This is a genomic window from Thalassospira sp. MCCC 1A02491 (assembly GCF_001613785.1).
In the GTDB taxonomy this organism is placed as follows: domain Bacteria; phylum Pseudomonadota; class Alphaproteobacteria; order Rhodospirillales; family Thalassospiraceae; genus Thalassospira; species Thalassospira povalilytica.
Genome location: NZ_LPVX01000008.1, coordinates 23885 through 49145, shown reverse-complemented (window position 1 = coordinate 49145; position 25261 = coordinate 23885). Strand labels below are relative to the sequence as shown.

The window sequence follows — 25261 nt, the reverse complement described above, 5'->3', positions numbered from 1 at the left end:
CGAGGCCGAGATGACCGTACTTAACGCAAACCCGGCTGGCGATCTGTCGATGGCAAAGGATGATGACAAGATCACCAGTATTATGACCCGCCTTGGCGATCTTCTGGATGTGGAATGGCGGATCCTTGATCAGGCGCAATATAATCTTTTGCCTGATATCACGGCCGAAAAGACCCTTCTTGAAGAAGAATTGCACAGCGAGCTTGCCAACCAGCGCAACGCCAAGGCAGGCCAGCCGCATGCCGGGGTGATCGTTGATTTTGAAATGGTCAACGCGCTTCGCGAGAAGCTCAATCGCAATAACATCCGCCTTAAGGCAAAGCGCGAAGCGTGTCTGAAACGCATTCGTGCGGGCTGGGCGGCGACGGCCGGGGACGGGGCAACATCCTATGACCAGCAGGGGGACCTGCAGGGCAAGGCAACCCAGAAAATCTTCAGCATGAAAATGTAAGTCACCATTTTCGATCTTTTTATCAACCGATCAGATCCGATAGGTCACAGCCATGTCGATCCGTGCCACACAATCAGCCGCGCTTAGTGCCCTGCAAACCAGTCAGGCCGGGATCAGTGTGTCTTCGGAAAATATCGCCAATGCGTCGGTCGAAGGATACACAGCCAAGTCACTCAGCCTTTCCAGCAGTGTGACGACCGGCGCATCGACGGGTGTCACAGTGACGTCCGTCGGATCGACCGTGGACAGTTACCTTTTGAAGTCGATCAGCGAAGCGGCATCTGAAAGCGGCTATGCATCGGTTTTTTCAGATCCGCTTAATATGGTGGCGAGCCAGTTCGGGGATGTCGGCGATGACGGGTCGATTTCGACCCTGATTGCTGATCTTGAAACCGCAATTGCGGCATTGGCCGTCAGTGCCGACAGCCAGTCCGAGAAATCAACCACGCTCAGCGAAGCCAACGCAATCGCAGACGAACTGAACAACCTTTCACAGTCCGTGCAGGATCAGCGTGCGAGTGCCGACCAGTCGATTGAAGACACTGTCGATCAGATCAATGATCTGTTGAATGAAATTCATGCCTATAACAATCAGCTCAGCGGAACCGACGGCACCACGCTGACCACCAGCGAACTCGAAGATGCTCGCGCGCAGGCCATCAACGAGCTATCGGAACTGGTCGATATCAGCTACTACACCGACTCATCAAACACGACCCAGATCTATATCGGTGGGACGCTCGTGGTTGGCAGTCAGGTTCAAGAGCTGTCCTATAACGCAGTCGGAACCGTGACCTCGGACACGACATTTGCCGACATCACGGTAAATGGCAATTCGATCACCGACAGCATTTCAGGCGGCAGTCTGGGCGGTCTGATCGAGTTGCGTGATGAAACGCTTCCTGACATCCAGGAAGAGCTTGATAATCTTGCGACCACATTGATGGACAGCATCAACGCGGTTACCAATCTTGGCACAGCATATCCCGCGCCAAGCGAACTGGTCGGATCAGAAGAGGTTGATCTGACCGATGTGTTTTCGGGAACCGGTACGGTACGCCTGGCGGCAACCGACGAGGACGGCAATGCTGTTGAAGTCATCGAGATTGATCTGAGCACAATCACAACGGTTCAGGATCTGGTCGATGCGATCAACAGTTCGACCTATCTGGATGCGTCGGTCGGCAGTGACGGGACGCTTGAGATCGCGGCATCGGATAATGACTACGGTGTTTCGATTATCAATATGGATGCCAGTGTCGGTGCCGATGATCAGGGATTTTCGGATTATTTCGGACTGAACGACATGTTCACCGGAACCGATGCAGGCAATATTTCGGTCAACTCGGCCTGGCTTGACGATACCAGCAGGCTGCCGGTGGGGTCGGGATCGGACGATGCGACACTGGCAGTCGGTGACAGTGTCATTTCATCGGGCAGTTCCGATGTTGCCGAAGCACTGGCCGACCTTTTTGACGAGAATATCAGTTTTGACGCCGCAGGTAATCTTGGCTCGACCAAAACAACATTGTCAGATTATGCGGCTGAAATCCTGTCAGATGTTGCCCAACAGGCATCAAGTGCCGAGACCGAGGCCAGTGTTGCGAGCAGTGCCTATGAGGAGCTGGTGGAAAGTTTTTCCAACCAGTACGGCGTCAACACCGATGAAGAGGCACTGACACTTAGCAATCTTCAAAGTGCATATGAGGCCGCTGCGGCGATTTTGGAAATTACCCAGTCGCTTATGGACACATTGCTTGAGGCGGTCAGTTAAGGGATCAGAAAATGCGCGTTTCCACAGCCGCAATGCAACAGAATATGCTAAGCCAGATCCGATCGGTACAGTCGCAACTGGCAGAGGCCACCGAACAATCCAGTTCGGGGGTCAAATCGGATTCCTATGCCGGGGTTGCGGATAATGCCTATGTTATTGCGACCCTGAGTGCGGAAATTTCCGAGGCCGCAGCCTATGCCGACATTGCCGAGGAAATCCAGACACGTGTTGAAGTCTATTATTCGACGTTAAATGACATGGTCGATCTTTTGACTGAAATGACGTCGGATTTGTCGGGTGCATTAAGTACCGGGACAGACAAAGCATACGGCATCAATGAGTCTGCTGGTGCCGCACTTGAGACATTTGCGTCGCTTTTGAACACCCAATATGAAGGTCGTTACATCTATGCCGGGTCGGCATCCGATACGGCGCCAGTTTCGGTTGATACCGCCGATTATGCGGTGATCACCAGCCCGTCGACCACAGATCTGAGCTATTATTCCGGTAACAGTGATATTGCATCGGCCAAGGTCGCGGACGGCACGACAATCGAATACGGGATTACCGCACAGGAAGATGCGTTCGAACAGGCATTGCGGGCCTTGAACCTTGCGGCAAATGCCAGCACCGATCCGGTGGATGAAGCCGCCCTGACCGAGGCGATGGAACTGATTGAATCAGCAGCAGCCGGTTTGTCAGAATTGCAAAATCAGGTGTCCTACACCCAGGATCAGCTTGAAGCGGTGGTCGATATGCATACCGATTTTCAACTGGCGGCCGAGGGAACGGTTTCCAATCTGGCCGATGTTGATCTGGCCGAAGCTGTTGTGACGCTTGAAACGCTTTCGATCCAGCTTGAAGCATCCTATTCGATCACAGCACAGATCACCGACATGTCGTTGTTCGAATATTTGCGTTAATTGAGGGTTTCCGGCTTTTGCGCTGAATTCCGGATCAAATGTCGATTTTACTGCGATGCTTCGGACAATATCCCGTATTTCGCGAGGATTTTGTCATACAGGCCATTTTTGCGAATGGTGGAAAGTCCGACGTTAAGTTGGGCCAACAGCAGGCTGGCATGTTCGGTTGTACGCGAGATGCAGGAATAATACGGATCGTTTGACAGGATTTTGCTTTTGATTTTGTCGATATCCGTCGCACCACTTTTACCGACATTGAGCACATAATCCATTGGGGCCCGAAATGACAGGGCGGCGTCCAGTCGCTTGGACAGCAAAAGATTGACCAGTGTGGTTTCGCTGTTGGCCATGATGATATCAAGGCCGGCCTTGCGTGCCGCCGTTTCCAGGTTATAGCCGTTTACCACCCCGACGGTCATGTCGCGCGCATCGGCAAGGGTTTCAACAGACCCAAGAACCTCGTCACGGGTGGAATAGATGGCAACGCGTACATGGCCAAGGATATCGGAAAACAGAAAGTCCGCTTCGCGTTCCGGCAGGTAGCTGCAGGAACACAGTCCGTCGACCTGCCCCGTTCTGGCAAGGAAATAGGCGCGTTTCCAGGGGTAAAATGGCGTCAGCAACGTGATGTTGCGTGTGGCAAACGCGGCCCGAAGAATTTCAACGTCATAGCCGGGTTCGGTTGCCTTGTCGGCGATTTTGGCCGGGGGAAACGGATTGCAGGCAAGGGTGATGGTTTCGTGGTTGCCTGCCGGGGGGATTAGCGTGTTTTGCGCAGATGCAATGGTGCTGATCGACATCAGGGTCACGGCAAAAAGTGCGATGACCGCATTGATCCAATTTTTAAGCCGGCCCTTGCCGGTGGCACAATCAGTGATCCGGTGACGTAAATTCTTGGGAAAATATGCTGCTATGCGCATGTAGATTCCGGTTTCAAAGATCTGCCATTCTTAAACAAGTTCAAGATGATATCACGCTTTGGGCGCAATGTATTATTTCTCTTGTCGGCAGGAATTGCGTTAGATCAGGCAGGTCAAATCAATCTGGAAATCAACATGGCAGATCGGCACGGAAATGAAAAAGGCCGGTGCAAAGACCGGCCTTTTTGCAATATGTCGACAGCGGATTATTCGGCTGCTTTGACTTCTGCGCTGCTGCGGATTGCGGCTTCGCGGACATCGTCGGTGACATGTTCTTCAAACTTCGCAAAGTTCTTTTCGAACAGACCGGTCAGGTTGGCAGCGGCCTTGTCGTAGGCTGCCTTGTCGCTCCAGCTTTCACGCGGGTTCAGAACTTCTGCCGGGATATCGCCACATGCGGTCGGATATGCCAGACCGAAATACGGATCGGTCGCAAATTCGGCATTTTCCAATTCGCCATTCAGGGCCGCATTCAGAAGGCCACGGGTGTAACCGATCTTCATGCGCGAACCAACGCCATAGCCGCCACCGGACCAGCCGGTATTGACGAGCCAGCAATTGGCTTCGTGTTTTTCCATCAGTTCACCAAGCAGCTTGGCATAAACGGACGGATGACGCGGCATGAACGGTGCGCCAAAGCATGCGGAAAACGCCGCGGTCGGTTCCTTGACACCTTTTTCGGTGCCGGCAACCTTGGCGGTGTAACCTGACAGGAAGTGATACATCGCCTGTGCCGAGGTCAGCTTTGCGATCGGCGGCAGAACGCCAAAGGCATCACAGGTCAGCATGATGATGTTTTTCGGATGACCACCACGACCGGTTTCCGAGGCATTCGGAATGAATTCGATCGGGTAGGAAGAGCGGGTATTTTCGGTGTGACGAGCATCGTCGAGGTCAAGCTCGCGCGATTGCTTGTTCATCACAACGTTTTCAAGAACGGTACCGAAACGCTCGGTGGTGGCAAAGATTTCCGGTTCCGCTTCACGCGAAAGCTTGATCACCTTTGCATAGCAACCGCCTTCGAAGTTGAAAACGCCGTCTTCGCCCCAGCCATGTTCGTCGTCACCGATCAGGGTGCGCGACGCATCCGCCGAAAGCGTGGTTTTGCCGGTGCCCGACAGGCCAAAGAAGATGGCGGTGTCGCCGTCTTTGCCCATGTTGGCCGAGCAATGCATCGGCATGACGCCTTTGGCCGGAAGGATGTGGTTGAGAACTGAGAAGATCGATTTCTTCATTTCGCCGGCATACCAGGTGCCGCCGATGATGACCATTTTGCGTTCGAAGCTGACCATCACGAAAACTTCGGAACGGGTGCCATCGACTTCCGGATCAGCCTGAAGGCCCGGAGCATGAAGGATGGTGAATTCCGGTGCGAAATCGCGAAGTTCTTCTTTCTGCGGCTGGATGAACATGTTGCGCGCAAAAAGGTTGTGCCATGCATTTTCGTTGATCACACGAACCGGAAGACGGAAACGCGGATCAGAACCGGCATAGCAATCCTGGACGAACAGTTCGGTGCCCTGGAAATATGCGCGCACTTTCTGATAGAGGCGCTCAAATACTTCCGGGCTGACCGGGCGGTTTACATCGCCCCAATCGATATCTGCCTTGGTGCTTTCTTCTTCGACAACGAAACGGTCCTGTGGGGAACGGCCGGTATGTTCGCCGGTCAGTGCGACAAATGCACCACCCTTGGCGATCTTGCCTTCATTGCGACGGATCGCATGTTCGTAAAGGCCGGCAGCGTCGAGGTTCCAGTGAACGGCGCCAAGGTTTTTGAGGCCATGAGTTTCAAGGCCTACACGGCTGACAACGGGTCCTGATTGCAGCACGAATCTCTCCTGGTGGGAATTAAAAGAGCTGGGGGTTAATATCCTAATTTACACAACAATTTGTGGGAAATCGTTGTGTTGAGACATATTGTTACAAAGGTGTCTTAAAAGCAACCGGTCCTTTTGCCTAATACCTAGGAAAACGTAGCGACTTTTGCGTTTGCGAAAATTCCATGTTCAGGGTCGAAGCAATAAATTTTCGGAATACAAATGGTCCGACTTATGCGCGCGATTTTTTGCACATTTCGACCAAAATATCGCGCGCTTCGCCCGGTGAATGGATGGTGCGTGCGAAGTCGATTCTGATCGGTGGCTGTTCGGGTTTGTGACAGGCCAGAACCATGCCGTCACAATCAATCGAATGCATTTGCCAGCCGATTGAGGGATCGTGGGACGTGAAGTGGGCAACAATGTCGGCAATGGCATCAAGATGGTCAGCATTCATGTGGCTGACAATGCCGTCATGACCGGTGACGAGCGGGTGACAATCGGGAACGATGAATTGATCGCCTTTGAGGCGGCGCTGTTTGCCAAATCCCCCGACCCAATAAATTGCGTCGACCGCGACCCGGTAAAAGGCGAAATCGGCAAAGTCGGCATACTGCCCGGCATCGGGCTGTTCGCGCAAATAGCGTGCACGGGTATGGGGATCGGGATCAGCAACAGCTTTGCCAAAAAGTGTCAGCCGCGCGCTGTCTGTCTGGATCGCGCCGGTCTGCTGGTGCTGCGATTGCGCAAGTGGGGCGGGCGAAAACAACAGTGAGACCCGGTTATCTGCGCGGATATGACGCGTGTGATCGGCAAGATCGGAAATCAGCAGCAATGGCGTTCCGTCAATATCAATGACCGGGACAACCATCGAGGTCACGGGCCAGCCGTCAGTGACCTGTTTATGATCGTGGGCAATTGTCGCCAATGTCGCCTGATCAGCAATGCGGCAAAGCTGGCGCAATGCACTGGCTGATGGTGGTGGCGGTGGTGTGGTTTGGGACATGGAAATCTACCTTGTCACGGCGCATGAAACGGATGTGAAATTATCGCAGATTTCCGTCTTCGCGTACATGGCAGGGGCGCCCGAACGTCCAAGGACACATTAAAAGCAGGCTGTGGTTTTAATCATGAGCCTGCCTGTTTTTGGCGGATGTTTTGATGTGACTTTTTCCGTGTCTTTGATTTGGCAAGGACACGTTTTTTTTCGCCGTCGCTCAGCCCCATCCATGCGCCGATCTCGTCACCGGTGCGATAGCAACCGGTGCAATAACCAGCCTTGGCATCAAGGACGCAAACACCGATACAGGGGGATTTGACGGGCATGAAATTCCTGGGTGGGATCGTTAATGATTGATCCCATAGAAAACAGTTTCGCCCGCAAGGATCAAGCCTGAAGCGATCCATGCGGGCGAATAAATCTGTGTGGCTTAAGACCGGTTTAAAGGCGCGAGAACCAGTTGCGGATCTGACGATCGGCTTCTTCACGTTCAATGCCATAGGCCTCCTGAATAAGGCCCACCAGTTTTTCACGCTGTCCATCAACGCGGTCGACATCATCTTCGGTCAGGCGGCCCCATTCGCGTTTGACGTGACCGCGTACCTGTTTCCAGCGACCAGCAATTTGTTCCCAATTCATCGGGTTCTCCTGCTTCGGGGTTGCTCGTAATAGTGGCAATTGCCGTATGACTTTAAGAACGAAATTGTGGGCGTGTTGTTCCATAAAACCACAAGACGGATGAAAACAGCGCGGTCGTCTGACGGGTTTATCGGGCGGTTTGCTTGCCTTATCGGGCGCATGGGGGTATAGCCCCGGTGGGGTATGGACCCCTTGTCTTGTCATGGAGTTGATTTCGCACCGGCCCGAATGCGGCGTGACGTGCGGCACGGAGGAAGATATGCGCGGCTATTTCGGGATTGGAATTGAAGGGGCAAGCAAGCCTTTGAATGTGGGCACCCTGTTTCGTTCCGCCCATGCCTTTGGCGCAAGCTTTGCGTTTACGGTTGATGCGGACTTCCGCGAGGAACGTTCAAACATCACCGATACATCAAAGTCGGGCGAACAGATGCCCTATTACCATTTCCCGGATCATGACAACCTGTTCCTGCCGCAAGGGTGCCGGATGGTCGGCATTGAACTGACCCCCGATGCGATCGAGCTGCCAAGCTTCAAGCATCCGTCACAGGCGGCCTATATCCTGGGTCCGGAACGCGGCAACCTGTCCGATGAAATGCAGGAAAAATGCGATTTCATCATCAAGATCCCGATGAGCTTCTGTGTGAATGTCGCGATTGCGGCAAATATCGTGATGTATGACCGCCTGATCAATCTGGGCCGGTTTGCGCCGCGTCCGGTGCGTGCCGGTGCGCCGACCGAACCGAAACCCGAAGCCCATTATGGTGGCTGGATTTCGCGGACCCGTGACAAGCGCAAAGGGGACCCGGAAAAATTCCGTCAGGCACCGCCACCAGATTATTCGGTGATTGACGGCACACTTGATGATGATGACGCCTGATCCAAAGACGGTCAGACATACAGATAAAAAAGCAACGGCCGCGAGGGAGGAGCACGGCCGTTGCGCTTTGTGATCTGCGCGATTGTGTCTTAAGGGGGGATTTGACACAGCGCAGATCGGGTGCAGGTATCAAGCTGCCTTGATATCCGAAGTCATGGTGTCCGACGTTTCTTCTTCGCCGGGGCGGGTGCCATGCGGATTGCGCAACAGGTTGGCAATCATCCGCATTCCTACATCGCCCTGAAGGGTCAGAAGGCTTTCCGGATGGAATTGTACGGCACTGATCGGAAGGCTGCTGTGACGAATGCCCATGATCACGCCATCGTCACTTCGCGCCGTCACCTTCAGGTCCGCAGGTAGTTCAGCCGCCTTGGCAAACAGGGAATGATACCGGCCGACAACAATGTCTTCGGGCAATCCGTCAAACAGCGGATCGGTGGTATCGAGTTTCACCTTTGACGGTTTGCCATGCATCGGTGTGACAAGTTGACCAAGTGACCCGCCGAAAAATTCGACAATCCCCTGCAATCCAAGACATACACCAAAGACTGGCAAGCCGGCAGCAAGGGCGCGTTCGATGCTGTCGCGCAGATGGTAATCATCGGGACGGCCGGGACCCGGTGAAAGGAACACAAGATCGGGTTTGAAATCATCAAATGCCTCGTCCGGGAAGCCGGGACGAAGTGTCAGTGTTTCGGCACCGGTTGCGCGGATATAGCTGGCAAGGTTTTGCACGAAGCTGTCTTCGTGATCGATCAAAAGAACGCGTTTGCCAATGCCCGAGCTAGCCGGGTCGATGGTGACTTCATCCTTGGCATCGCGGGTAACGGCATCAATCATTGCCGATGCCTTAAGGACGGTTTCGGCTTCTTCGGCGTCAGATTCACTATCATAGAGCAAGGTGGCACCGGCGCGGACTTCGGCGACACCCTGTTTCAGGCGTACAGTGCGCAAGGTCAATCCGGTATTGAGATCACCGTTACACAGAACCGCACCAATCGCCCCGCCATACCATGCGCGCGCACTGCGTTCGACGGCCTCGATATGTTGCATGGCCGCACGTTTTGGCGCACCGGTCACGGTAACGGCCCAGCAATGGGTCAGAAAGGCATCAAGCGCATCAAACCCGTCACGCAGGCGGCCTTCGACATGATCGACCGTGTGGATCAGGCGTGAATACATTTCGATCTGGCGACGACCAAGAATGCGGATGCTTCCGGGTTTGCAAACGCGGGCCTTATCATTGCGATCAACATCGGTGCACATCGTCAGTTCCGACTCATCCTTGGTCGAATTAAGCAATGTGCGAATGTTTTCGGCATCCTCGATCGCGTCACGACCGCGCGCAATCGTGCCGGAAATCGGACAAGTTTCAATGCGCTGCCCTTTGACCCGGACATACATTTCGGGCGATGCGCCAATAAGATGTTCCCCGTCACCAAGATTGATCAGGAAGCCATAAGGGGCCGGGTTGCGCCGTTTGAGACGGCGGAAAATTTCCGAAGGTGCGGTGGCACAAGGGGTTCTGAAAACGCGGCTGGGGACAACTTCGAACAGTTCGCCACGGGCAAAGCGGGGCTTGGTTTCATCGACGATGGCGGCATATTCGCCGGTTTTCATGTCATTTTCGACAATGGCATTGTTGCCGCGCGATGGCGGATGGGGCTGGGAATTGCGGGTCAGGCCGGCCGTGCTGTGCCCGTCAGGGGTGATGAATTCGTATTCGATCCGGGTGGCGATTTTCGAGGCATGATCGACGGTGATTAAACGGTCGGGCAGGAACAGGTGGATGTCCTTGTGATCGGACGGGCGGTCCTGTGTCAGGTTGATCTGTTCGAAATGAAGCGCGATGTCATAGCCGAACGCGCCATAAAGCCCCAGCCGTTCATCGCCCTTGTGACCAAACAGATCGCGCAGCGCGCGGACGACCGAAAACAGACTTGGTTGCTGACTGCGTTCTTCCTCGGCAAACCAGGAAGCGGGTTTCTTGACCACGCCATAAAGGCCGTCTTCGCCATCGGTGATGCTGTCGACATGCGGATGGCTTCCCAGAATGTCGGAAATCACATCCAGCAGGACCCGACCGCGGTCATTCAACGCCCGCACCGCGAAGCCGCGTTCCCGCCCGACAATTTCAAGTGGCGGCGCATCAAACCCCATATCCCACCGTGAATAGCGACCCGGGAATTCATAGCTTGAAGACAGAAGCACGCCCTTGGTCTGATCAAGGGCATCAATCAGGCCTTCGGTGGCGTTTTCATAACCAATGGTGGTCATGCGACGAATGACCGAAACACCGCCATCGGTGGTATATCGGTATTCGGCCTGATCGTCGGAAATGCCGGTTTCCTGAATTGGGGGCGTCACGTTCAGATACTCCTTTTGGGGCCTTGTGCCGCAGGAGCCATGTGATGATCAGGAAAAAGGGAAGTCTGAAAACACAAAGCCGCCTGCAAGAATGAGGCGGCCGGTATGTTCAGGGCATGTGTATTGGCCGCCCGCTTAAGCGAGCCACCACCAACGATTGGAAATACGGATCGGGTTCATGCCATGTGTTTTCATGGCTCAAACCATGTGCGCAAAATTTCCCGGCGTCAAGGCTTTTGCGTCGAGCTGTTGCCTTCTGCCTCTTTGAGTTCCATGTGCAGGGGCTGATGGCAATGCGGACAGGTAAGAATCTCGTCACTTTCATTGCGGTGAACGTCGCGGATGTCATCAAGAACAGATTGGGCCTGTTCGTCACTGATCCCGAGTTCTTCCTGATGGGATTTCAGTTTGTGGCGAACCCGTTCGGTCAGACGTTTGCCCATCAGCTGACGGGTGGCCTGATGACGGTATTCATTTTCGCGACGTCGCAATTCCGCATTGAAAGCCGATGCCAGAATACCGGCCGGAACCGCAACAATCCCGATCCCGGTCAGGGAAATGACACTTGCCAGGAATTTGCCAAACGGTGTAATTGGCACAACGTCGCCATAGCCGACCGTGGCAAGGGTAATGACGCTCCAATACAGTGCCTTAAGCAGGTTGCCAAAGGCGTCCGGCTGGGCTTCATGTTCGGCGACATAGATCGCACCGGCACTGAATACCAGCATACAGGCCAGTGCGGCGCTGGCGGCACCAAAAATGCCCAATTGCTGTCGAAACACCAGCAACATCAATTCCAGCCCGGTGGAATAGCGGGTGAATTTCAGCAAACGCAGCAACCGGATGATCCGCACAAATCGCAAATCGATAGATGTAAAGAACCACAGAAGGATCGGCAGGATCGCCAGAAGATCAATCAGCGCCATCGGCGTGAACATATAGCGCAGGCGTGCCCATGGGCGACCGCTGAAACGTTCGTCATCGGGGGCGGACCAGACCCGCAATGCATATTCGACGGTGAAGATCAGGGTGCAAACGATCTCGATGATGGCGAATTGCAGATAGTATCTTTCGGCCAGTTCGTGGACCGAGTCAAAAATCACCGACACGACATTGATGACAATCGCACTGGCCAGAATCAGGTGAACGAACAGGGAAAGGCGCGAATGGCGTTCAACACCATGGAGCAATTTATGTGTCTTTGAACGAAGAGTCGCTGTCATGTCGCGCAAGCCCGATCCGGCAATAGAGTATTGATTGCCAGGTGAGTTTTGCGCCAATCGCTTCAGAAATGGTTAAATTATCAGGGCCTTATTTTCCGGCCCTGATCAATTTGGTGATCAATAGCCTTTTGCCGCGCGAACAAAATCGGCGATTTTCCGGGCGTCTTTTACACCCTTGGATTTTTCGACACCTGATGAGACGTCTACCCATGGCGCACCGGATATCTCGACGGCTTCGGCGACGTTATTGGGATCAAGACCACCGGCAAGCATCCAGTCGCTTTTGAAGTTCTGACCGGTCAGCAACGTCCAGTCAAAAGACACGGCATTGCCACCGGGCAGAACGCTGTCCTTGGGTGGTTTGGCATCAAACAGCAGGAAATCGGCAACGTCGTCATAGTTGGACTTGGCATTTTCGATGTCATCAGCGGTACTTACCGAAATGGCTTTCATCACCTTGAGACCGAAACGTTCCTTGACCGCTGCGACGCGTTCGGGGCTTTCCTTGCCATGGAGCTGAATGACATCAAGGCTTCCGGCCTTGATCGCATTTTCAAGTGCCTCGTCACCGGCTTCGACGAACAGGCCGACCTTCAGGATGCTGTTGGGGACCCGTTCGGTCAGGGTTTTGGCACCCTTGAGCGATATGTGGCGCGGGCTTGGTGGAAAGAACACATAGCCCAATGCATCTGCCCCGGCACTCATGGCCGCGATAAGGGCATCTTCGCTGTTGATTCCACAGATTTTGACCATGCAGCTCATCGGGGTATCCTGTCTTGTCGTCACTCTAATTCGCACGGCAAACAATTGGTGCGTCTGAGTCACTTAGCAGAAACTGCATCATATCGACAGGATATTTGCGATTTCCGATGGCTTTCCACTGGCAGGATAATCATTGCTGCGCTATTTTCCCGATCATGAGCAAGCATACAGACCCTGCCGCGGGCGAAAACGGCGAAAACACAACCCACTTCGGGTTTCGGGATGTTCCTGAAAGCCAGAAGGCATCCATGGTGCGCGAGGTTTTCGACACTGTCGCGTCCAAATATGATTTGATGAACGATCTGATGAGCGGCGGTATCCACCGTCTGTGGAAAGACACGTTCATCAACGAGCTTAAGCCGCGCCCGAACATGAAGCTTCTGGACGTTGCAGGTGGTACGGGTGATATCGCATTCCGCTTTTTGAAAAATGGCGGTGGTTCGGTCACGGTATGCGACATCAACTATGAAATGCTGCATGTCGGACGCGACCGGGCGGCTGACCACGGGATTTTGAAAAACATCAACTGGACCGTTGGCGATGCGCAGAAACTGCCGCTGCCCGATCACTCGGTTGATGCCTATACCATTGCTTTTGGCATCCGCAACGTTACCCGCATCGAAGAAGCCCTTTCCGAGGCGTTCCGTGTTTTGCGGCCCGGCGGAAAGTTCCAGTGCCTTGAATTTTCCAAGGTCGTCGTGCCGGGCTTCGACAAGCTTTACGATACCTATTCGTTCAAGCTTTTGCCGGAAATTGGTCGCTTTATCGCGGGGAACCGCGAAGCGTATCAGTATCTGGCCGAAAGCATTCGCAAATTCCCGGATCAGGAAACCTTTGCGTCGATGATCCGTGCGGCCGGGTTCGAGCGGGTCAAATACCGCAACCTGTCGGGCGGGATTGCCGCCATTCATTCCGGTTGGCGGGTTTGAGGGTGCTTGGCGCATGATCCGGTTTGTCCGAAACAGCTTTCGCCTGCTTGCCATGGCGCGGACCCTGGCACGTCATGATGCCCTGTTTCCGCTGGCCCTTGTGCCGGGTGGAAAAATTCTGGCATTTTTTGCCCGTTTGACAGCCCCGTTTTCCGGGCGGTCCGGGTTGCCGCCGGGGCGGCGTCTGGCGCGCGCACTCGAAGAACTCGGACCGGCATTCATCAAGCTTGGGCAAACACTTGCGACGCGATCCGATCTGATTGGTGATGATGTTGCTGCCGATCTGTCGTCGCTTCAGGACCGCTTGCCGCCCTTTTCGGCCAAAGTTGCAAAACGGATCATTACCGAGCAGCTGGCCGAACCGTTTGATGTTCTGTTTGCCGAGTTCGATGAAACGCCAGTTGCAGCAGCATCAATCGCGCAGGTTCATTTTGCCACCACAACAGATGGCCGCGAAGTCGCGGTCAAGGTGCTGCGACCCGATATCAAGGTACGGTTTGCCCGTGATCTTGATCTGTTTTACTGGGTTGCCGAAATTGTCGAATTGACCCAGCCGCGTTTGCGTCGCCTGAAACCGGTTGAAACCGTCAAGGCGCTTGAAGACAGTGTCCATCTTGAAATGGATTTGCGTTTTGAGGCGGCCGCGGCATCGGAATTCCGCGATAATTTCGAAGATGATCCGACCTATTACATTCCCCAGATTGATTGGGAACGAACGGCCGAACATGTGATGACCATGGAACGGGTCAAAGGCGTGCGTATCGACAATGTCGAGGCCCTTGATCGTATGGGAATTGATCGTTCAGCCCTTTTGGCCAAGGCGGCGGGCGCGTTTTTCCAGCAGGTTTTCCGCGACGGGTTTTTCCATGCCGACATGCATCCGGGCAACCTGTTTGTCGATGAAACCGGTCGGGTCAGCATTGTTGATTTCGGCATCATGGGACGTGTTGATAAGCAGACACGTCTGTATCTGGCGGAAATGCTTCTGGGCTTCCTGACGCGCGATTACCATCGCGTGGCCGAGGTTCATTTCGAAGCGGGCTATGTGCCGCGCAACCAGTCGCTTGAAACGTTCCAGCAGGCATGCCGGTCAATTGGCGAGCCGATCCTGGGCAAGGAACTGGCCGATATTTCGGTCGGGCGCTTGTTGGGCCAGTTGTTCCAGATTACCGAACAGTTCGGGATGGAAACCCAGCCGCAGCTTCTGATGCTTCAGAAAACCATGATCGTTGCCGAGGGACTTTCACGTATCCTCAGCCCGAATGAAAACATGTGGGAACTGTCGCGTCCGCTGATCGAAGACTGGATGCGTGAAAACCTTGGCCCGGAAGCCAAGGTCAAGGAAGCAGCCCTTCAGGCCGGATCAATGTTGCGACGTTTGCCCCGCGTGCTTGAGGCCGCGGAAAAGGCATCCTCGGTTCTGACCGATCAGGGGTTGCGACTGCATCCTGAAACGGTGGCCGCCATGCGCGGAAAATCGGGTAATGGCCAAAACAAGTCGACGGGCATTTCGCGCCAGACACTTGTTCTGTGGGTGGCGATCATTGCGCTGGGTGTTGCGGTCTATCTGAAATAGCCGCACCTGTCATTCCGGGAGCTTGTCCTTATGACCGACGATACTGATCGAGCCGACATCAAAGTCGAAATCAGTACGGATCGCGCGCGCATTGATCTTGCCTATTGTTATGGCTTTATCGCGTCATCCTATTGGTCGGGTGGGCGGACCCGTGGCGAATTTGACCGGTCTGTCGAAATGTCATTTCCGGTCGGGGCCTTTTGCGACGGCCGGCAAGTCGGCTTTGCGCGGGTGGTCAGTGATCAGATTGCCATTGCCTATGTCGCTGACGTGTTTGTTGATCCCGACTTTCGCAGGCGCGGGATTGCTGCCCGGATGCTTGACGCCTTGCACACGCATCCCGATCTTCGCCGGGTGAAAAGATGGGTGCTGGCGACCGATGATATGCAACCGCTTTACCGTCAGCACGGTTACGAGGATCTGGATGATCTGATGATGATGCGCGTTGATGAGAATGCCCAAAAGCGCGATCCGCTGCGCTGAAGAAACCCAGTAAAAGAAAACGCCGCCACGGATTGCCGGGCGGCGTTTTTTTTTGGTCAGTGGCAGATGGCTTAGCTTGCACGGACTTCGTCAAGGAAGTTGCCGACTTCACCGCGCAATGTGCCCGATTGGCTGTTAAGCTTGTCAGATGCACCAAGTACCTGATGGGCGGCCTCGCCGGTCTGACGGGCGGCTTCACGCATTTCATGGATGTGATTGGTCACTTCCTGCGTGCTTTGAACAGCTTGCTGGACCGAGTTGGAAATCTCCGTCGTAGCTTGGCCTTGTTCCTCGACCGCGGCTGCGACCTCGGTGGCGATTTCATTCAGATTGGCGATGATGCTGGTGATGCCTTCGATCGCACCGACAGCTTCCTGGGTTGATCCCTGAATACCGGAAATCTGGGCAGAAATATCTTCGGTCGCACGTGCGGTCTGGTTGGCAAGGTTTTTGACCTCGTTGGCGACCACGGCAAAGCCCTTGCCGGCGTCACCGGCACGGGCGGCCTCGATCGTGGCGTTCAGGGCCAGAAGGTTGGTCTGTTCTGCGATGGCCTGAATGATCTGAACCACTTCGCCGACCTTCTGGGCGGAAACATCAAGCCCTTGGACCATTTCGTTAACGCGAACGGCCTCGGTGCTGGCATTGGCGGTGATATTGGATGTTTCATTGACGCGCGCACTGATGTCGCGGATGGAAACGGCCAGTTCTTCGGCGGCACTGGCGACGGTTTCCACACTGTGATTGGCCTGTTCCACGGCCGCGACCACAGCCTGGGAACCAGCTTCGTTCTGCTGGACTGCGGCAACCATTGTCTGGGCGACCTGTTGCATTTCACCGGATGCACCCGATACGCCATCAACCACGCCCATAACGGTCTGCTCAAAGCGTCCGGCAAGGCCAACCATGGCTTCGCGGCGTTTGGCTTCGGCGCGTTCGCGTTCCTGTTCGCGTTCGCGATCAAGCTGGGCAACGCGTTTGGCATTTTCCTTGAAGATTTCAACAGACGACGCCATTTCGCCGATTTCGTCATTGCGCCCGACGCCCGGAACATCGACATCAAGATCGCCATCAACAAGTGATCGCATCGCACCATTGATCTTGACCATCGGGGTCAGGATTTGGTTGCGCAACACAATCCAGGTCGCGCCCAGAAGAACCACAAGGATCGCAGCAGCAAGGGCAACCTGAATGATGACCGCCTGTTTGACTTCGGCATTTACCCGATCAAGAGACCAGGCTGTCACCAGCATACCGCGATACTGGTCTTCATCGCGGCGTTTGGAATATTTGGTGATGGGGGCTGCGACAATGACCGCGTCTTCGGAAATGAAGCTGACGACTTCCTTGTTTTCGATCTGTTCAAGATAGGGCTCGACCAAGGCAGGAAGATCATGTTGGCGCAGGGTTTCTGACTGATAGGTGCCAATGGCGTCACCACCGGGATTGGCCGCGATCAGGCTGGCAAGCTGTGAACCTTCCTTGTCGGTGATTTTGCGAAATTCTTTTTCGACGGACGCACCATCCATCGCAATGAAACCTGGCTGGACTGCAGTCGACAGCATTTCGGTTTTTTCGACCGATTCATTATACATGATTTCGAGCATGGCTTCGTGCTGCGAAACAGTTTGAATGGTCATCATGGAGCCAAAGCCCACGACCAGAAGTGCGACGATAACGAAGATAACTTTTCGTCCGACAGAAGCACCGGATCTTTTTGGTTCAGCCATTTATGGTCTCCCACTCCTTCAAAGGCTTTAAGTCGCTTCCCTAGATATACTGTCGCGCAGTTCGCCATTGATCTGGTACGAAGCCTGACAGGTTTTGGCAGACTGTTTTCCTGAATCTTAAGGAATCAGGATCATTCTGCGTTTTTATATTTTATCCACTTTACCGTGTGGGGACGTAGAAGTTGAGTAAAACCTTCTCTTCCTGCGATTGAGGCTACCCCATACAGTCACATTCCCGAAACAAGAAACGACGGGTTTGGCGAATATTCGGTTTCTGTGAATTGAAACGACAAATACGGCTATTGGTTAGGTAATTTTTGGTAAAATATACTAATGTGCTTATGTGAAGATATGCCGCCGACTCGATAGGGCGATGGCGTGCAGTCAGATGTCCGTGTCATCGCACACGGGTTTGCCCCGATCAGGAAACGTGCGGGGCACAAGGGGATCAGGATGGCTAAATCTGCGACAACGGCGAAAAAGCGACAGGCCAAAAAAGGCACCAAATCGTCAGCGACCAAAAAGACAGTTAAGGCAGATCCGGCAGATGAGTCTGCTGTTTCCCCGAAAAGTCAGGAAGCCCAAAGCAATACCGACACGCGCGATGCATCACCGAGCGGTGATACCCAATCCAAACCTGCCACCGGGAAAACGGGACCCAATGGTGGGGCTGAAAACGCGGCCGCCATTCAGCGGCGCCGTGTGATCAATGATCTGTTCCAGCGTGGACTGGCGGCTCATCAGGCCGGCCAGATTGACGATGCGATCCGTCTTTACAGCGCCGCCTTGCGGCAAAACCCGCAACAGCCCGACGTGTGGAACAATCTTGGTGTTGCGCTCCGGCGCAGCAAGAAATTCGAAGCGGCCCTTCTGGCGTATCGCCGGGCTGGGGAACTGCGTCCGGACAATGCCGGACTGTGGTCGAACATGGGAAACTGCCTGCGTGAAATGATGCGTTTTGACGAGGCCATTGTCGCGCATGAAAAGGCCATCGAACTTGATGACAGCATCAAGTCGCACACGTTCAATGCCGGTCTTGTCTATCGTGATCTCAACCGGTTTGAGCAGGCGCTGGAATATTTCGACCGCGCGCTTGCGATTGATCCCGATTATGTCGACGCCAACTGGGACAAGGCGTTGGCGCATCTGGCGTTGGGCAATTATGCTGATGGCTGGGCCGGGTATGAAACCCGGCGCAAGTTGGCGGACAATCCGATTCGGCCCCTTGATACTGCACCGGAATGGGATGGCAAATCCGACCTTCGGGGCAAACGGATTTTGCTGCGCGCCGAGCAGGGCTTTGGCGACATGATACAGTTTGCCCGGTTTGTGCCACTGGTCGCCAAAAAGGCGGGGCACGTCATTCTTGAATGTCGCAAGGAACTGATGCCGATCATGCGTACTGTGGCCGGTGTCGGGACGTTGATTGAAAAAGGCCGCCCGTTACCGGAATTCGATGTGCACGTCCCGCTTCTGAGCTTGCCGCATGTGATGGGGATCGGGGCTGCGGAACTGCAAAAGATCTCGGCTGACCCTTATCTTTCGCCGCCGCCTGGCAAACAGGTCCGGCTGGCGCCGACCCCGGGTACGGTTCTCAAGGTCGGATTGATCTGGGCCGGGAAACTCAATCCCCGTGACCGGTCCTGTCCGCTTGATATGCTGCTGCCGATCCTGTCGGCCAAAGGGGCCGCCTTTTACAGTTTCCAGATCGATGATCGTCGCGGCGACATCGAAAAGATCGGTCTTCAGGCCTTTGTGACCGACCTTGGCGACCATATTCATGATTTCGGGGACAGTGCGGCCCTGATGCAGGCAATGGATCTTGTGATCACCATTGACAGTTCACCGGCCCATCTTGCCGGTGCGCTGGGCGTTCCAGTCTGGATGCTGCAACTGTTCACAACCGACTGGCGGTGGATGGTCGATCGCGCCGATAGTCCATGGTATCCGACCATGCGGATTTATCGGCAACAGGACCCGAACGACTGGACGGTACCGGTCAAAAAGCTGACAGGCGACTTTTTGACGCTGCTGCAGGCACGCCAAAGAAACGAAGCTGCAATTTAGAAGTGATAAGTTCGGCAAGGTAAGTTGATGTTTTTCGGGTTTATGTGAAATCCGAAAGACCTCTAACTATCTGATTGGATAGCACAAGTTCCCCTTCGAACAGTTACATCATCTTTTTCGAAGATGCATGATGCTTCACATGTACCGGTTGTGTCCGGGATACATGATTGGGGGACATCGGATGGCAGCTCTAATTCGGTCTGGTTTTGTGGCCGCAGTTGTATGTGTGCTTGGTACTAGCAGTGCTTTTGCACAGAACGAAGAAATTCGAGGGGTCACTGTTACCCATCCCGCGTTCCCCGTTGTCATGTGTGATTCTGGTGGCGAATCCCGAAAATGCGAGCGAATGGTCCTGGGGGAAAATTTTCCCGCTCAGGTCGTTTTCTATTCGCACGACAGCAAGAATTTCGGGGCGTACCAAGTCCGTTTTCTCGATGAACAGAAAATCTACTGGATTCCTGACGACATGATTGTCGTGCAGGGCAAAGAAGTCGCACGTAGCCCGGTTGTCTGCGGAGGAGACATCGGGACACTCGGCGGTAAGGGGACACGGGGCGCGGGTGCTGACTGCGTCTCGGCTAAGGGGAAATAAAAATGAAAAAGCTGGGTTTGATCCTGGTCGTTGGCGCGATGACGCTGACCGGTTGCGTCAAAGATATGCAATTTCTTTCGGATTCAATTCCGGAAAAAGGAAAGTTGATCGATACGGTTTCTATTCCGGAAGCCAAGAAATACACGATTGAGGAAATCCATTCGGCGAAAGCTATGGTCATGGCCCAGTCAATCGGAGAGGCCCCGATCAACGAGCTTCAGGACTATGCCCAAGGGGTACTGGACAAGATAATTGCCGTTGCACCAGTCGGGGCACCGAAAGCCGAGGTCGTTTTGATCGGCAATTCCGGACCGGGCGCACATGCCGCACGTGAAGGTGTAGTGTTTCTTTATCATTCGGCATTCGAATATCTGCGCAGCGAAGACGAACTGGCCTTTTTGATTGGCCATGAATACAGCCACGTCTTGATGCAGCATACCCCGGAAAACCTGTTTTCCATGCTGCGTCCGTATCTTTTGACAGCTGCGGATATTGCGCTTGGGAATGAAAATAACCAAAGCGACCTGCTTCGCAAGGCAGGGCAGATGTATGGAAGTGACCTGATCTTGCGTGATCTTTTGTTGCCCAACTGGGATCGGAGCCAGGAGCGGGTTGCAGATTATCTTGGTCTGGATTTGATGGTGAAAGCCGGCTACCAGCCGAAAGGAGCATCTGGCTATTTTGAAGTGGCCAAAGAAGCAGAAGAAAAGTTCGGTGCAAATTACCAGGTCACCAGAAACCAGCTTGAACTGTTTCTTCAGATGCAATTCCAGCCGAAAGGCGAGGACAATGTTCTGCTGAACCAGTTCCTTTCCGAGCTCGGAAACGCGGTCAGCACAATTCAGCAAACTCTTGCAGCAAAGCATGATGACGCAGCAGAACGTGCCGAGGAAATATTTGCTTATGGTATGCGGGAATACATGCCGGAGCGTGCCAGCAGGATGGTTCACAAAGACGCGTTTGATTCTGTCGTGAAGCGCAACAAACGCACCTTGGAAAATTACCGGGTAGCAGCCGAAATCTTGCAGACCTTGGAAAGTGACGACAGTGAAATTGATCTGAGAGTTCTTGAAGCTGATGCCCGCAAGGCCGTAAGCGGACCGACGGCAAGTCATCCATACACACGCTGGGCCTTCGCCAAAGTTCGCGAACGTCAGGGGAACCTCAAGAAAGCAGCCCAGAATATTGACCTTATCGGCAATGGCGAGATTCTTGCCTTGCCGGTTGAAATGAAGCGGGCCGAGATTCTTAAATCGCTAGGGAATACCGAAACGGCGTTCAACCGGGTTGAAGAGGTTGCGACCTACTATGACTGGCCACTTGAAACTTACCGGTTTTTGTATCCACTTGTAAAAGCAAGCGGCAACAAAGTACGTGAAAACGAACTGCTGATCGGATGTGTTACCCGGTATCCGCAACAGCGTGCCATGTGCGCGGGAAATTCCCCCGCCGGACAAATGGCCGGTATGTAAATGGGGCAAGAAAGTTTTCGTAGCGACGGGCAACAAAAAGAACTCAAAGTTGCCCGTCTCAAGCCAGTGTGGTGGGGGGTAATCAACGTCGCCCTGGCCGCGATTATTTTGCTGATCGAGCCGGATTCCATTGGGGATGCGGTTGATGAATACAGCTATGCTGTCTTCAGCCAGACAGTTGGGGCACCGCTATATCCAGCCAGTCGGGTGGATGATATTGGCGTTATTCTTCTTGATGACGAATCCCTGGCGGGGCTGAAATCAAGCTGGCCCGCGGTATATGGATTGCATGCCAAGGTTTTGCGCAAGTTGCTGACAGCAAAGCCAAAGGCACTGTTCATCGATTTTACCTTCCGCGACCGGCGCGCGGCAGCACCGCAAGGTGTTCTTGCTGACGAATGGATGCCCGAGCTTTATGTCCATGACGACAGCCTGACGATGCTGGTCAGTACGTTGCAGATGTACCAGATGATGGATATTCCGGTATATTTGCAGGCTGGGGCGCTTAACTTTTATCAGCATCACGCTGTTCTGTCAGAGCTAGCACCATACGTAACACTGGTATCGGGCTGGGGTGATTTGCGAGGCCAGGCTGATATCAGGGCACTTTCATATCAATTGGCCCCTGAATTACGCAACGCCGGGCGCGTTGCAAATCTCCAGGATGATGATTTGCCGCTTTGTGATGATGCAGTCATGCGTCGGACGGGGAATGGTAACCTTCTTGGATGCGATGTTTCCGGAATTACCGCAGCAGCAACAACGATCTATCAGCATTTTTGTTCTGGCAAAGAGCGCGCAAAATCCATAAGGCGTGGTTGGAACTGTGACCAGGCATTGATTATGCCGCCCAAAACAGACAAATCGGAATGGCTGGCATGGCGGGACGATTTGTTGGTCCGTCCGATGTGGCTGTCATGGCCGGACCGGCAAGCGGACTATTCGGCCTGGACAAAGGCATATGATCAATCCGGGAATGTCATTCCACCCTATGAATGCGGTCCGCAATATAGCGACCCGAATGTTGCCAAACGAATAACTGGCAATTTGGCGACGCTGTTTGGAATCGGGGCGCGCGCCGACGTCAACTGTGCACCGTTTCACACAATTTCTGCAGAACAGGTTTATCGTGACACCCCTTCTGCCGGACGATGGGTGGAAAATTTTAAAGATCGCATTGTGATGTATGGTCAGAACCTCCAGGGGTTTCAGGATGTGGTTCGACCACCAACGCTTGATACGGATATTCCGGGCGTCTTCCTGCATGCAATGGCGTTGGAAAACCTTCTGAGCAACGGGTCAGCATATCTTTCTGACAAGGCAACATACAGTTTCTGGCTGACAGCGGACCTGATTGAAATCATGACACTGGCGATCATTGTCTTTTTACGTTTTGGACTGGCCGGGCTTGCGCGGCGGTCGTTTCCTGCGTTGCCACACGCCAGCAATGCCCAAGACAGGGAGTGCAATCCTCTTGAATATTTCGGACTGATTTTGGCGAACAAACTTTCAATGTTTTTGTCGATGATGAAGTTTGTCCCAAAGATCCCGAAACTTCTTCGGGGCAGGTCAGGGAATCGCAATGCAGAATACCATTGGACGGAACAACTTGACTTGCGTGACCGCCAGCTCGCGCGCAACTGGTTCATGGTTTTGATTTGTTTGCTCGATTTGGTTTTGAGTGTTGCGATCGTGACGTTCGGCGCAATTGTGCTGGAGCTGTCTGTGCTGTCTATTGCCCCGGTCAATTGGCTGGCGGTAATCGGTTTGGGCATGCTGAGTTACATACCGTTTGTGCGCTCGCTGTTTGCGCAGGACAATGAATTGGCAGAAGGTGCAGAACATGACCGCCAAGAAAATTCAGCCGAAGCTATTGAAAAATCTGCAACTGTTTAATTTTGCGCTATTGTCCGAAGGTGGATTGGTTGCGGCAAATGACGGCTGCCCTTGCCTTTGCTGCAAACAAGGCGTAGTTAAGCGCCTTAAATTTTTATGAGTTGCGGTCCTTGACGGTTTGGTATCGTTCACGATGTGAAGACCACCCGTTTTGGCGAACTGATCTGGCGCAGGAGAATTCTTGTGAGCGAAGCTCCGTATAACAAAGGTTTCCCGGTATCTTGGGAACAGATGCATCGCGACGCACGTGCATTGGCATGGCGTCTTTTGGAAAAAGGCCCGTATAAAGGCATTATCGCGATTACCCGCGGTGGGCTGGTTCCTGCGGCGATCATTGCACGTGAGCTTGATATTCGCCTGATTGATACGGTTTGTGTGCGCAGCTATTCCGACAAAAGCCGTGGCGAACTGGAATGGCTCAAAGGCATCGAAGGTGACGGCACCGATATGCTGATCATTGATGACCTGGTCGATACCGGTAAAACCGCAAAGGCCGTTCGTGAAAAGCTGCCGAATGCGCATTTCGCCACTGTATATGCCAAGCCGCTTGGTCGTGAAATCGTCGACAGTTTTGTCACCGAAGTGTCCCAGGACACCTGGATTTACTTCCCGTGGGATATGGAATTGTCGGTGAATGCGCCGATTTCCGAACGCGCACGCTAAGTGACGATCCCACGCATCTGATTTTTGTCAGAATGACGGAATTATCGCCCGGACTTCCATCAGGGAACTGTTGATGTTTCCAGATGCAACTCCGGGCGATTTTTTTTGTGCGAAGGTGCCCCGGCGTGAAGGGCCGATTTAAGGAAATAAATTGCCAGGCTGTCTTTTGATCTGCTTGCACACTGTGACAAAGCGGGCTATAAAACGCGCGCTTTGCGGGTGTAGTTCAATGGTAGAACGGCAGCTTCCCAAGCTGCATACGAGGGTTCGATTCCCTTCACCCGCTCCAATCTTTCCGACATATCCGACAATTGATCTGGTAGTATGCCAGCGGCAAGCCGTGCCCTTTTTTCAGGGGGCGGGGGCAAGGTAGTCGTAGTCAAGGCTGCGCGCTTCTTCGTCGCTGCAAATTTTTGGGGATTTGACGCCCTCGATTTTACCAAAGCGCGGATCAAGTGTGCCGATATAGTGCTGATCTGCTGTCGCGACGAACAGGCATCGCCCTGTTTCACCTTCGAGGCGTTTTCCGTCCCGCCAGTCGGCCGGGGCAATCATGTCACCGCCATGAATGCCGATTTCGGCGTTGTCGGCTTCTGCGGACAAACGGTCATAGCGATGTGAATAGCCGCTTATCGGAAGTGCTTCGCCATCGCTGATCATTGCAGCGGCAACGTCACGTTCCCCAATTCCGCATTCCACGATGGGGAAATCACCCGGTTTGGACGAGCGTTCCTGATCCCCGGGCCAGCACTGCACCGGGAACGGTGCCATGGCAAAATATTTGCGAAGCTGCATCGCCGAAGACATGCCACAATCCCAGAAACTGCCATTATGAAGGCATTGCTGGCCAAGTTCGGGGGCGTCAATACCCGCGATATCGGCAACAACATTGTCGATGATGATGGTATCGCCATCAATGACGACAACATCGCGTCCTTCGGCTTCCAGCCCGGCGAGCTTGTCTCTGTGCTGGGTTTTGTCTGCTGCATGTACCGGCCCGCCCTGAGCATAGACCGCCAGGACAAACAAAAGGGGAACTGCGAGCAGAATGAGAAGGCGGACAAAACGCTGCAACGGGACCTCGATGGTTGGGCGAC

Annotated in this window: 22 protein-coding genes and 1 tRNA gene; 13 read left to right on the top strand and 10 right to left on the bottom strand. The window is 53.8% G+C overall.

Features of this window, described 5'->3' with window-relative positions; all coding sequences use genetic code 11:
• Positions 1 to 10 precede the first annotated feature (10 nt).
• The 3 genes from AUQ42_RS04155 to AUQ42_RS04145 are packed head-to-tail and all read left to right on the top strand — an operon-like array spanning position 11 to position 3148.
• Positions 11 to 451 carry a hypothetical protein gene (locus AUQ42_RS04155; protein WP_068517811.1) on the top strand — a complete coding sequence of 147 codons (441 nt, stop codon included), beginning with the start codon at positions 11 to 13 and terminating at the stop codon, positions 449 to 451.
• A 52-nt stretch (positions 452 to 503) separates the two neighbouring features.
• Positions 504 to 2225: a flagellar hook-associated protein FlgK gene (flgK, locus tag AUQ42_RS04150; protein ID WP_068517809.1), complete on the top strand. Its 1722-nt coding sequence runs from the start codon at positions 504 to 506 to the stop codon at positions 2223 to 2225.
• Between the two features lie 11 nt (positions 2226 to 2236).
• Positions 2237 to 3148, top strand: a complete 912-nt coding sequence (locus AUQ42_RS04145) for a flagellin (protein WP_068517808.1) — start codon at positions 2237 to 2239, stop codon at positions 3146 to 3148.
• 47 nt (positions 3149 to 3195) lie between these two features.
• Here AUQ42_RS04145 and AUQ42_RS04140 read toward each other — a convergent pair whose 3' ends face one another.
• The 5 genes from AUQ42_RS04140 to AUQ42_RS04120 form a co-directional block, all read right to left on the bottom strand.
• Complete coding sequence (locus AUQ42_RS04140; RefSeq protein WP_068517806.1) at positions 3196 to 4068, bottom strand: ABC transporter substrate-binding protein; 873 nt, start codon at positions 4066 to 4068, stop codon at positions 3196 to 3198.
• 206 nt (positions 4069 to 4274) lie between these two features.
• Positions 4275 to 5900, bottom strand: a complete 1626-nt coding sequence (locus tag AUQ42_RS04135) for a phosphoenolpyruvate carboxykinase (protein WP_068517805.1) — start codon at positions 5898 to 5900, stop codon at positions 4275 to 4277.
• Between the two features lie 220 nt (positions 5901 to 6120).
• Entirely contained in the window at positions 6121 to 6894 is a 774-nt protein-coding gene (locus AUQ42_RS04130; protein WP_068517804.1) for a HugZ family protein, read from the bottom strand.
• Between the two features lie 122 nt (positions 6895 to 7016).
• Positions 7017 to 7376, bottom strand: a complete 360-nt coding sequence (locus AUQ42_RS15980) for a DUF1289 domain-containing protein (protein WP_231856679.1) — start codon at positions 7374 to 7376, stop codon at positions 7017 to 7019.
• Positions 7330 to 7527, bottom strand: coding sequence for a CsbD family protein (locus AUQ42_RS04120; protein WP_068517801.1), 198 nt, complete (start codon positions 7525 to 7527; stop codon positions 7330 to 7332). Before AUQ42_RS04120 ends, AUQ42_RS15980 begins: the two co-directional genes overlap by 47 nt.
• A 259-nt stretch (positions 7528 to 7786) precedes the next feature.
• Here AUQ42_RS04120 and AUQ42_RS04115 point away from each other — a divergent pair, with 259 nt between their 5' ends.
• Entirely contained in the window at positions 7787 to 8404 is a 618-nt protein-coding gene (locus tag AUQ42_RS04115) for an RNA methyltransferase (protein ID WP_068517799.1), read from the top strand.
• Between the two features lie 129 nt (positions 8405 to 8533).
• On the opposite strand, the gene AUQ42_RS04110 is transcribed toward AUQ42_RS04115, so the two are convergent.
• From AUQ42_RS04110 to AUQ42_RS04100, 3 genes are all read right to left on the bottom strand, one after another.
• Positions 8534 to 10771: an anthranilate synthase component I gene (locus AUQ42_RS04110; RefSeq protein WP_068517798.1), complete on the bottom strand. Its 2238-nt coding sequence runs from the start codon at positions 10769 to 10771 to the stop codon at positions 8534 to 8536.
• Between the two features lie 227 nt (positions 10772 to 10998).
• Entirely contained in the window at positions 10999 to 11994 is a 996-nt protein-coding gene (locus tag AUQ42_RS04105; RefSeq protein ID WP_068517797.1) for an ion transporter, read from the bottom strand.
• Between the two features lie 117 nt (positions 11995 to 12111).
• Entirely contained in the window at positions 12112 to 12756 is a 645-nt protein-coding gene (locus AUQ42_RS04100) for a phosphoribosylanthranilate isomerase (RefSeq protein WP_068517795.1), read from the bottom strand.
• 155 nt (positions 12757 to 12911) lie between these two features.
• Here AUQ42_RS04100 and ubiE point away from each other — a divergent pair, with 155 nt between their 5' ends.
• The 3 genes from ubiE to AUQ42_RS04085 are packed head-to-tail and all read left to right on the top strand — an operon-like array spanning position 12912 to position 15744.
• A complete protein-coding gene (ubiE, locus tag AUQ42_RS04095) occupies positions 12912 to 13685 on the top strand; it encodes a bifunctional demethylmenaquinone methyltransferase/2-methoxy-6-polyprenyl-1,4-benzoquinol methylase UbiE (protein ID WP_068517793.1) in 774 nt (257 codons plus the stop codon).
• Between the two features lie 13 nt (positions 13686 to 13698).
• The gene (ubiB, locus tag AUQ42_RS04090; RefSeq protein WP_068517852.1) at positions 13699 to 15261 is read left to right on the top strand and encodes a 2-polyprenylphenol 6-hydroxylase; all 1563 of its coding nucleotides are present in this window, start codon (positions 13699 to 13701) and stop codon (positions 15259 to 15261) included.
• Between the two features lie 30 nt (positions 15262 to 15291).
• Complete coding sequence (locus AUQ42_RS04085; RefSeq protein ID WP_068517791.1) at positions 15292 to 15744, top strand: GNAT family N-acetyltransferase; 453 nt, start codon at positions 15292 to 15294, stop codon at positions 15742 to 15744.
• A 71-nt stretch (positions 15745 to 15815) separates the two neighbouring features.
• Here the strand turns inward: AUQ42_RS04085 and AUQ42_RS04080 are convergent, their stop codons facing one another.
• Positions 15816 to 17474 carry a methyl-accepting chemotaxis protein gene (locus tag AUQ42_RS04080; protein ID WP_068517790.1) on the bottom strand — a complete coding sequence of 553 codons (1659 nt, stop codon included), beginning with the start codon at positions 17472 to 17474 and terminating at the stop codon, positions 15816 to 15818.
• Between the two features lie 453 nt (positions 17475 to 17927).
• Between AUQ42_RS04080 and AUQ42_RS04075 the strand changes: the two genes are divergently transcribed.
• The 6 genes from AUQ42_RS04075 to AUQ42_RS04050 all read left to right on the top strand — a co-directional run bounded on the left by AUQ42_RS04075 (position 17928) and on the right by AUQ42_RS04050 (position 24453).
• On the top strand, positions 17928 to 19541 hold the full coding sequence (locus AUQ42_RS04075) for a tetratricopeptide repeat protein (protein WP_068517789.1): 1614 nt from the start codon (positions 17928 to 17930) through the stop codon (positions 19539 to 19541).
• Between the two features lie 181 nt (positions 19542 to 19722).
• Entirely contained in the window at positions 19723 to 20133 is a 411-nt protein-coding gene (locus tag AUQ42_RS04070) for a hypothetical protein (RefSeq protein ID WP_068517788.1), read from the top strand.
• Between the two features lie 2 nt (positions 20134 to 20135).
• Positions 20136 to 21605, top strand: a complete 1470-nt coding sequence (locus AUQ42_RS04065; RefSeq protein WP_068517787.1) for a M48 family metalloprotease — start codon at positions 20136 to 20138, stop codon at positions 21603 to 21605.
• Positions 21606 to 23501, top strand: coding sequence for a CHASE2 domain-containing protein (locus AUQ42_RS04060; RefSeq protein WP_068517786.1), 1896 nt, complete (start codon positions 21606 to 21608; stop codon positions 23499 to 23501).
• A 183-nt stretch (positions 23502 to 23684) separates the two neighbouring features.
• Complete coding sequence (gpt, locus tag AUQ42_RS04055) at positions 23685 to 24164, top strand: xanthine phosphoribosyltransferase (protein WP_068517785.1); 480 nt, start codon at positions 23685 to 23687, stop codon at positions 24162 to 24164.
• Between the two features lie 215 nt (positions 24165 to 24379).
• A tRNA-Gly gene (locus tag AUQ42_RS04050) sits at positions 24380 to 24453 on the top strand.
• A 62-nt stretch (positions 24454 to 24515) separates the two neighbouring features.
• On the opposite strand, the gene AUQ42_RS04045 is transcribed toward AUQ42_RS04050, so the two are convergent.
• Positions 24516 to 25238 carry a thermonuclease family protein gene (locus tag AUQ42_RS04045; RefSeq protein WP_068517784.1) on the bottom strand — a complete coding sequence of 241 codons (723 nt, stop codon included), beginning with the start codon at positions 25236 to 25238 and terminating at the stop codon, positions 24516 to 24518.
• Between the last annotated feature and the right edge of the window lie 23 nt (positions 25239 to 25261).

Excerpts from the sequence above, each read along its gene's own strand:
- AUQ42_RS04155 (WP_068517811.1), top strand. The coding sequence starts at position 11 with ATGACCGTACTTAACGCAAACCCGGCTGGCGATCTGTCGATGGCAAAG.
- flgK (WP_068517809.1), top strand. The coding sequence starts at position 504 with ATGTCGATCCGTGCCACACAATCAGCCGCGCTTAGTGCCCTGCAAACC.
- AUQ42_RS04145 (WP_068517808.1), top strand. The coding sequence starts at position 2,237 with ATGCGCGTTTCCACAGCCGCAATGCAACAGAATATGCTAAGCCAGATC.
- AUQ42_RS04140 (WP_068517806.1), bottom strand. The coding sequence starts at position 4,068 with ATGCGCATAGCAGCATATTTTCCCAAGAATTTACGTCACCGGATCACT.
- AUQ42_RS04130 (WP_068517804.1), bottom strand. The coding sequence starts at position 6,894 with ATGTCCCAAACCACACCACCGCCACCACCATCAGCCAGTGCATTGCGC.
- AUQ42_RS04120 (WP_068517801.1), bottom strand. The coding sequence starts at position 7,527 with ATGAATTGGGAACAAATTGCTGGTCGCTGGAAACAGGTACGCGGTCAC.
- AUQ42_RS04115 (WP_068517799.1), top strand. The coding sequence starts at position 7,787 with ATGCGCGGCTATTTCGGGATTGGAATTGAAGGGGCAAGCAAGCCTTTG.
- AUQ42_RS04105 (WP_068517797.1), bottom strand. The coding sequence starts at position 11,994 with ATGACAGCGACTCTTCGTTCAAAGACACATAAATTGCTCCATGGTGTT.
- AUQ42_RS04100 (WP_068517795.1), bottom strand. The coding sequence starts at position 12,756 with ATGAGCTGCATGGTCAAAATCTGTGGAATCAACAGCGAAGATGCCCTT.
- ubiE (WP_068517793.1), top strand. The coding sequence starts at position 12,912 with ATGAGCAAGCATACAGACCCTGCCGCGGGCGAAAACGGCGAAAACACA.
- ubiB (WP_068517852.1), top strand. The coding sequence starts at position 13,699 with ATGATCCGGTTTGTCCGAAACAGCTTTCGCCTGCTTGCCATGGCGCGG.
- AUQ42_RS04085 (WP_068517791.1), top strand. The coding sequence starts at position 15,292 with ATGACCGACGATACTGATCGAGCCGACATCAAAGTCGAAATCAGTACG.
- AUQ42_RS04080 (WP_068517790.1), bottom strand. The coding sequence starts at position 17,474 with ATGGCTGAACCAAAAAGATCCGGTGCTTCTGTCGGACGAAAAGTTATC.
- AUQ42_RS04075 (WP_068517789.1), top strand. The coding sequence starts at position 17,928 with ATGGCTAAATCTGCGACAACGGCGAAAAAGCGACAGGCCAAAAAAGGC.
- AUQ42_RS04070 (WP_068517788.1), top strand. The coding sequence starts at position 19,723 with ATGGCAGCTCTAATTCGGTCTGGTTTTGTGGCCGCAGTTGTATGTGTG.
- AUQ42_RS04065 (WP_068517787.1), top strand. The coding sequence starts at position 20,136 with ATGAAAAAGCTGGGTTTGATCCTGGTCGTTGGCGCGATGACGCTGACC.
- AUQ42_RS04060 (WP_068517786.1), top strand. The coding sequence starts at position 21,606 with ATGGGGCAAGAAAGTTTTCGTAGCGACGGGCAACAAAAAGAACTCAAA.